The following is an 8,110-nucleotide window of genomic DNA, read 5'->3' as shown; positions in this document are numbered from 1 at the left end:
ACCGCGGTGCTCTCGGGCAATCGCAACTTCGAGGGTCGGATCAACCCCGACATCAAGATGAACTACCTCGCATCACCACCGTTGGTGATCGCATACGCGCTGGCCGGATCGATGGACGTCGACCTCTACAACGAGCCGCTGGGTCAGGACACCGAAGGCAACGACGTCTTCATGAAGGACATCTGGCCCTCTCCCAAAGAGGTCGAGGACGTCATCGCCCAGTGCATCGACTCGTCGACCTTCGTCAAGGAGTACGCCGACGTCTTCGCCGGTGACGAGCGCTGGCGGAACCTCTCGACGCCCGACGGCGATGTGTTCGAGTGGGATCCCGAGTCGACCTACGTCCGCAAGGCGCCTTACTTCGACGGCATGCAGGTCGAGCCCTCCCCGGTCGAGGAGGTCAACGGCGCACGCGTCCTGCTCAAGCTCGGCGACTCCGTCACGACCGACCACATCAGTCCGGCCGGCGCGATCAAGAAGGACAGCCCGGCTGGCTCCTACCTCTCCGAGCACGGCATAGCGCCGCGCGACTTCAACTCGTACGGCTCGCGACGCGGCAACCACGAGGTGATGATCCGCGGCACCTTCGCCAACATCCGGCTGCGCAACCAGATGGCACCCGGCACCGAGGGAGGCTTCACCCGCAACCTGATCGACGGCGGAGAGGTGACCTCGGTGTTCGAGGCGTCCGAGGCCTATCAGGCAGCAGGCGTTCCGCTGGTCGTCCTGGCGGGCAAGGAGTACGGCTCCGGATCGTCTCGCGACTGGGCCGCGAAGGGGACGGCGCTTCTGGGTGTCAAGGTCGTGATCGCCGAGTCGTACGAGCGCATCCACCGCTCGAACCTGATCGGCATGGGCGTGCTCCCGCTCCAGTACCCCGAGGGCAAGAGCGCCGAGTCGCTCGGGCTGACGGGGGAGGAGACGTTTGACTTCTCCGGGATCACCGAGCTCAACGACGGCAGCACGCCGACGACGGTCCGCGTGACGACCACGACGCCCGATGGTGCGCAGGTCGAGTTCGACGCGGTCGTCCGGATCGACACGCCGGGCGAGGCCAACTACTACCGCAACGGCGGCATCATGCCGTACGTGCTGCGCAGCCTGCTGGCCTGACCTTCCCGCAACGGCAGGGGCATCACCGAACAGGTGGTGCCCCTGTCTGCGTGTGAACCACTGCACGACGTCTGGCTGATGAGGATTTGTTGTTCCAGGTGCTGGACGTGACACACGTCACGCTATAGGTTGTGTCAAACAACAAACGCGTCATGTGGACGAAATGAAGTCGGCCGCGGCGCACTACTGGATGAAACAGGAGGCGGTCAGTGTGAAGCGGACACGCAATCTCGTACTTGCGACACTCATGGGTGCGAGCCTCGCGCTCAGTGCCTGCGGCAGCAGCGACAGCGGCGGCGGAAGCGACGGCGGCGGCAAGGCCAGCGGCAAGATCGGTGTCATCCTGCCTGACACCAAGTCCTCGGTCCGGTGGGAGAGCGCGGATCGACCGGCGCTGGAGAAGGCCTTCAAGGATGCTGGAGTCGACTACGACATCCAGAACGCCGAGGGCAGCGCCGACAAGATGGCAACGATTGCCGACGGCATGATCACCGACGGCGTCACCGTCCTGGCGATCGTCAACCTCGACTCGGACTCGGGCGCGGCCATCGAGGAGAAGGCAGCCAAGCAGGGCGTGAAGACTATCGACTACGACCGTCTGACCCTGGGTGGTTCGGCCGACGTCTACATCTCCTACGACAATGGCAAGGTCGGCGCCCTGCAGGGCGCGGGTCTGGAGAAGTGCCTGGGCGACAAGGCGGCGAACATCATCTATCTCAACGGCTCGCCGACCGACAACAACGCGACGTTGTTCTCGCAGGGTGCGCACAGCGTCCTGGACAAGCAGGCCAAGTACAAGAAGGTCGCTGAGCAGGCGGTTCCGGACTGGGACAACGACAAGGCCGTCACGATCTTCGAGCAGCTGTACACCAAGGTCAACGGCAAGGTCGATGGCGTCTACGCCGCCAACGACGGTCTCGCTGGCGGGGTCATCTCGATCCTGAAGAAGAACGGTCAGGCCGGCAAGGTCCCCGTCACAGGGCAGGACGCGACCGTCGAGGGCCTGCAGAACATCCTCGCCGGCGATCAGTGCATGACGATCCAGAAGTCCGCCACCGGACAGGCCGGAGCGCTCGCGAAGGCCGCGATCACGATGGTCAAGGGCGGCAAGGCCGACACGACCGGAACGGTCAAGGATGACACCGGCAAGCGCGATGTGCCCGCGATCCTGCTGGATCCGGTCGCGATCGACAAGTCGAACGTCAAGGCTGTCATCGATTCCGGCGACATGAAGGCTGCGGATCTGTGCACCGGACCGTACGCCAAGATGTGCGCTGACGCAGGCATCAGCTGATTGCCCGGGTGTGGTCCTTCCGAGAGTCTCGGGAGGGCCGCACCCGATGCTGCTGTGTACCACCGCACCACACCTGGAGGGACCCATGAGTCAGCCCGCACCACTCCTCGAGCTTCGAGGAGTCAACAAGAGCTTCGGCGTCGTCCACGTCCTGCACGACGTCGATCTCACCATCTACCCCGGGCAGGTCACCGCTCTGGTCGGTGACAACGGTGCCGGCAAGTCGACCCTCGTCAAATGCCTGGCCGGTATCTACCCGGCGGACAACGGCGGATATGTGTTCGACGGCAAGCCCGTCACCGTCCACGGTCCGAAGGACGCCTCAGCGCTCGGGATCGAAGTTGTCTACCAGGACCTGGCGCTGTGCGAGAACCTCGACATCGTCGAGAACATGTTCCTCGGGCGGGAGAAGACCAATGGCCTCGTGCTCGACGAGACGACCATGGAGTCCAAGGCCCGCGAGGCTCTCACCTCGCTGTCGGTGCGCACCGTCAAGTCGGTACGGCAGAGCGTCGCCAGCCTCTCCGGCGGGCAGCGGCAGACTGTTGCAATCGCCAAGTCGGTGCTGTGGAACTCCCGGGTCGTGCTGCTGGACGAGCCGACAGCGGCACTCGGCGTGGCCCAGACGCGTCAGGTGCTTGATCTGGTGCGCCGCCTGGCGGACTCCGGCGTTGGCGTGCTGCTGATCTCGCACAACCTGACGGACGTCTTCGAGGTGGCCGATCGCATCACGGCGCTCTACCTCGGACGCGTCGCGGCGGACGTCGCCACCAAGGACGTCACCTCGCGCCAGATCGTGGAGCTGATCACGACCGGCCACTCATCCGATCTGGACGGCGCCTCGGCCCCGTCCACCACGGCCTGACTCGGGAGATCTCATGACCAACATCACTGACGCGGAGGAAGCAGGCTTCTCCTCCGACCTCACGCACTCGACCACGTTCGGCTCATCCGTCCAGGGGTATGTCCGTCGGGTCCGCGGCGGCGACATGGGAGCCCTGCCGTCCGTCCTCGGACTGGTTGTGCTGTTCATCGTGTTCGGACTCGCGAACGACCGATTCCTGTCCAATCTGAACATGGCCAACCTGGCCACCCAGTCCGGCTCGATCATCATCCTCGCGATGGCCCTGGTGCCCGTGCTTCTGCTCGGCGACATCGATCTGTCCGCGGGTGTGGCAGGTGGCGCCTCGGCCTGTGTGATGGGACTGGCGATCGTCAAGCACGGCCAGCCGTGGGGTGTTGCCGTTCTGGCCGCCCTGCTGACGGGAGCGGTGATCGGCTTCATCATCGGGGCGCTCGTGGCGAAGCTGGGCATCCCGTCGTTCGTCGTGACGCTGGCATTCTTCCTCGGCCTGCAGGGGGTGACGCTCAAGCTGATCGGCGAGGGCGGCTCGGTGCGCGTCAACCACCCGGTCATCAGCGGCATCGCCAACAGCAACATGAGCGTGCTGTGGGGCTGGATCACCGCTGCCGCGATCGCGACCGGCTTCGCGGTCCTGAGTCTGCTGCGACATCGGCGCAAGGTTGCCAAGGGGCTGCAGCACGAGCCGATGGCCGTCGTCGTCTCGCACATCCTCGCGGTCGTTGCGATCTTGGTGGTCGTGACCTACATCCTCAACCAGAACCGCAGCGTCAACGCCAACTTCCCGATCTCGGGCATCCCGTACGTGATCCCCCTGGTCATCGTTCTGCTCATCATCTGGACGTTCATCCTGGGCCGGACGACGTGGGGACGGCACGTCTACGCCGTTGGCGGCAACGCAGAGGCGGCGAGACGCGCCGGCATCAACGTCGACCGCATCCGCATCTCGGTGTTCGTGGCATGCTCCACCATGGCGGCCCTGAGCGGCATCGTCGCGGCTTCGCAGGTCGGCAAGGTGTCGACATCGTCCGGCGGTGGCAACGTGCTGCTGTACGCGGTCGGCGCGGCCGTCATCGGCGGCACGAGCCTGTTCGGCGGCAAGGGCAAGGCCAGCGACGCCGTGATCGGCGGTCTGGTCATCGCGACGATCGCCAACGGCCTTGGCCTGCTGGCCAGGGCGTCGTACATCAACTTCCTGGTGACCGGAGGCGTCCTGCTGCTGGCAGCGAGCGTCGATGCGATCTCGCGCAGGCGGCGTTCCGCGACAGGCATGTGAGCATGGCCTCAGCCGGGCGTGCGGGTGTCGGCACCAACCAGGAGGACGTCCGCCGACACAATCTCGGGACCGCGCTGGGCCACGTCCATCGGGCAGGTCGGATCTCTCGTGCCGAGCTGACGACACGGATGGGTCTCAACCGGAGCACCATTGCGGGATTGGTGGCGGAGCTGGAGTCGCTGGGACTGGCAGATCAGGCGAAGCCATCCGGCACCCGAGTCGGTGCCGGCCGACCATCGGTCGATGTCAAGGTGCGCCCCGGTGCTTACGTGCTTGCGGTCGACCTGCGGGTCGATGGGCTGACTGTGGCCCGGGTAGGCCTCGGGGGAGTCGTGCAGGCGCGAGCGACCGGTCCGGTGCCGGCGAATCACGACCCGCACGCCATCAGCGAATCGGTTGTCGAACTGATGAAGCTGGTGGTGAAGGACGTCGAGTCCCGGGCCGTGCTGGTCGGGGTGGGGGTCAGCGTGCCGGGCGTCATTCGTTCCGAGGACGGTCTGGTCCGACTGGCGCCGAATCTGGGCTGGCGCGACGTACCGTTCGCCCGGATCGTTGCCGATCGAATCGGTACCGTCGCGATGCCGGTCCTCGGCAACGATGCGGACCTCGGTGCGCTCGCGGAGCATGTCCGTGGCGCCGGAGTCGGAGTCGAGGACCTGATCTATCTCTCGGGAGAGGTGGGCGTCGGTGCTGGCATCATCGTCGCTGGTCGCAAGCTCGATGGGGCCGGGGGATATGCCGGGGAGATCGGTCACTTGCCGTTCGTGCCCAACGGCAAGCTGTGCCACTGCGGTGCGCGCGGTTGCTGGGAGACCGAGATCGGGGCACCGGCCATCGCGCTGGCGATCGGTTGCCCGTCGGAGCGGATCGGTGCGCTGGGGGAGTTCCTCGAAGGTGTCCACGAAGCCACCCCCGGGCTCCGCACCGTGGGCACCCACCTGGGCCGCGGGTTGGCCGGAGCGGTCAACCTGCTCAACCCACGCGTCATCGTCCTCGGCGGCTACCTCCGATCGTTGTATCCGCTCGTGCGCGACGACGTCGAGAACGCACTCGCCATCCATGCGCTGACGGCGCCGCGCGAGCAGGTCCTGGTCACCCTGCCGGGGCTTGGGGGAGACTCGGTGCTGCAGGGTGCCGCCGAGCTGGCGTTCGAGCCGCTGCTGGCCGATCCGGTCGGCCGCCTCGCCGCAACGGCCTGCCAGGACGTCGAGACGTCCCTCATCGCCGGCTGACGGCGTCGTCGCACGGTGCTCGGTGACCCGCTGAGCGTCAGCGGGGCAGCGAGCCCGCAAACACGTCCGCCAGGGCGTGCTCGGCGGCACCCAGCGCAGCTGCGTGGATGCCCAGGGTGCTGAGCCGAATCTCCGGCAGATGGATTCCCGCGGACGGCAGACGCGCGGCGAGGACGTCCTGAGCGGCGGGCACGATGTACTCGCCCAGCGGGACGAAGTAGCCGCCGAGAACGATGACGGACGGATCGAGCACCGCCGCGAGGGTAGCGACTCCCGTCCCAAGCGCAGTGCCGACTCCCGTGAGAGCTGCCCGCACGTCGGCGTCAGTCCGGGCCTGCGCGGCCACAGCGGCCGCGGTGAGCAGCGGAGTCGCCCGCTCAGCCATCCCGACTGCACCGAGCATGGCCCGCAAACCAATCGATGCCTCCCAGCAGCCGCTCCGGCCGCATCCACAGACGGCATGGGGATCGCCGATCGGCATGTGGCCCACCTCCCCAGCGAAGCCAGCGCCGCCTCGCAGGAGGTTGCCGCCCTGGACGATTCCGGCGCCGATCCCGATGGTGCCGGTGATGTACAGCGAGTGCTGCACATCGGTCGTCACGCCGTGAGCTGCCTCGGCAAGCGCGGCGCAGTTGGCATCATTGTCGATCGTGGTGGGGAAGGAGCCGTCGAAGGCCGCTTCGATCTCGGCCGCCAGCTCACGACCGGTCCAGCCGAGGTTGGGCGCCCAGGACACCGTCCGGTTGTCGTGCGCGACCAGCCCGGGCACGGCGACCGTGGCGCCCACCACGGTGTGCCCGTTGTCGGCCAAGGCGTTCCCGACGTCGGTGGCGAGCTCGACGAGCTCGCGCGCGCTCGGAGGCTTGCCTGCTGCGCCGACCGCCCGGGTCTTGATGACCCGCACGGTGCCGGCAAGGTCGAGTCCGACCGCCGCCACGTAGTCGACGTTGACCTCGAGACCCAGTCCGACGATCGATTGTCCGGTCAGGGTGATCGGCCGGCCGGGTCGGCCCCGACCTGTCGGGGTCGAGTCGTCTTCGTTGACCGCCCCCACCGCCTCTAGCTCGCCGATGATGGTGCCCACCGTGGCCTTGGCCAGCCCGGTTCGTCGAGCAAGCTCCGTGCGCGTGGCCGTGCCCTGCGACCTCAGGGAGCGCAGCACGAGCCCGGTGTTCTGGCGCCGGACGTACTCGGTCCCGGTCGGGACCCCGGTCGAGGTCAAGCGCCGCGCACCCCGTACAGGTGCTCGAGAGCGAGCTGGTCGAGGTGCTCGAACGCAGCACCTCGGGCTGCGAGCAGCTCGGGATCGGCCAGCGATGCCTGCTCCAGCTCCGCCCAGCCTTCGCCCTCTGCGAGCGTCGGAATGGACAGCTCGGGCAGCTTGGCGACCGTCAACGCCTCCTGGACCTCCGGATCGGCGCGGAACGCCTGCACCTTGTCGCGCAGCACGAGGTAGTTGGTCATGCACGCCTCTGCCGCCACCCAGACTCCCTTGTCGTCCTCGGTACGCGGGGTCTTGAAGTCGAAGTGCACCGGTCCGTCATACCCGCCGGACAGGATGGTGTCGACCACCCAGAAGGCGCCGCGGACATTGCCTGCACCGAAGCGGAAGTCCTGGTCGTACCGGGGGCCGGTCTGCCCGTTGAGGTCGATGTGGAACAGCTTGCCCTGCCAGAGCGCTTGCGCATAGCCATGCGCTGCATTCAGCCCAGCCATCTCCTCGTGACCGATCTCGGGGTTGACACCGACGTTCTCGGAGCGGTCGAGGGTGTTGATGAAGGCCAGCGCGTGGCCGATCGTCGGCAGGAGGATGTCGCCGCGTGGCTCGTTCGGCTTGGGCTCGATCGCGAACTTCATGTCGTAGCCCCGGTCGTGGACGAACTCGCCGAGCACGTTGAATGCCTCGCGGTAGCGGTCGAGTGCCGCGGGGATGTCCTTCGCGGCACCGGACTCGGCTCCTTCGCGGCCGCCCCAGCAGACGTAGACCTTGGCACCGAGCTCGGCGGCGAGATCGATGTTTCGCATGACCTTGCGGATCGCGAACCGGCGTACGTCGCGATCGTTCGACGTGAAGCCCCCATCCTTGAACATCGGGTGGGTGAACAGGTTGGTCGTCGCCGTGGTCACGGCAAGGCCGGTGTCGGCGAGACCGTGCTTCCAACGCTGGATGATGGCGTCGCGAGCGGCGTGGTCAGAGCCGAACGGGATCAGGTCGTCGTCGTGGAAGTTGACGCCGTACGCGCCGATCCGGGCCAGGTTCTCCAGGGCGTACACCGGGTCCATGTCTGCTCGGGTCGGTTCACCGAACGGATCACGTCCGGGATAGGCGACGG

General features: G+C 66.9%; 7 protein-coding genes. 5 read left to right on the top strand and 2 right to left on the bottom strand.

Going from position 1 to position 8,110, the window contains the following annotated elements; genetic code table 11:
• From WB461_RS05570 to WB461_RS05550, 5 genes are all read left to right on the top strand, one after another.
• Window positions 1–1,113, top strand: a 1,113-nt coding sequence (locus WB461_RS05570; protein ID WP_423851730.1) for an aconitase family protein, incomplete at its 5' end; no start/stop codon positions are given.
• Between the two features lie 211 nt (window positions 1,114–1,324).
• The gene (locus tag WB461_RS05565; RefSeq protein ID WP_423851729.1) at window positions 1,325–2,407 is read left to right on the top strand and encodes a sugar ABC transporter substrate-binding protein; all 1,083 of its coding nucleotides are present in this window, start codon (window positions 1,325–1,327) and stop codon (window positions 2,405–2,407) included.
• 85 nt (window positions 2,408–2,492) lie between these two features.
• Window positions 2,493–3,272: an ATP-binding cassette domain-containing protein gene (locus tag WB461_RS05560; RefSeq protein WP_423851728.1), complete on the top strand. Its 780-nt coding sequence runs from the start codon at window positions 2,493–2,495 to the stop codon at window positions 3,270–3,272.
• A 13-nt stretch (window positions 3,273–3,285) separates the two neighbouring features.
• Entirely contained in the window at window positions 3,286–4,545 is a 1,260-nt protein-coding gene (locus tag WB461_RS05555) for a sugar ABC transporter permease (RefSeq protein WP_423851727.1), read from the top strand.
• 2 nt (window positions 4,546–4,547) lie between these two features.
• Window positions 4,548–5,777, top strand: coding sequence for an ROK family protein (locus WB461_RS05550; RefSeq protein ID WP_423851726.1), 1,230 nt, complete (start codon window positions 4,548–4,550; stop codon window positions 5,775–5,777).
• Window positions 5,778–5,814: 37 nt separating this feature from the next.
• Here WB461_RS05550 and WB461_RS05545 read toward each other — a convergent pair whose 3' ends face one another.
• On the bottom strand, window positions 5,815–6,999 hold the full coding sequence (locus WB461_RS05545; RefSeq protein ID WP_423851725.1) for an ROK family protein: 1,185 nt from the start codon (window positions 6,997–6,999) through the stop codon (window positions 5,815–5,817).
• The coding region (gene xylA, locus WB461_RS05540; protein WP_423851724.1) for a xylose isomerase at window positions 6,996–8,110 on the bottom strand (1,115 nt) is incomplete at its 5' end. The genes xylA and WB461_RS05545, both read right to left, overlap by 4 nt.

The organism is Aeromicrobium sp. (assembly GCF_049587115.1).
In the GTDB taxonomy this organism is placed as follows: domain Bacteria; phylum Actinomycetota; class Actinomycetes; order Propionibacteriales; family Nocardioidaceae; genus Aeromicrobium.
This window is presented reverse-complemented; position numbering and strand designations above follow the sequence as displayed.

Excerpts from the sequence above, each read along its gene's own strand:
- WB461_RS05560 (WP_423851728.1), top strand. The coding sequence starts at position 2,493 with ATGAGTCAGCCCGCACCACTCCTCGAGCTTCGAGGAGTCAACAAGAGC.
- WB461_RS05555 (WP_423851727.1), top strand. The coding sequence starts at position 3,286 with ATGACCAACATCACTGACGCGGAGGAAGCAGGCTTCTCCTCCGACCTC.
- WB461_RS05550 (WP_423851726.1), top strand. The coding sequence starts at position 4,548 with ATGGCCTCAGCCGGGCGTGCGGGTGTCGGCACCAACCAGGAGGACGTC.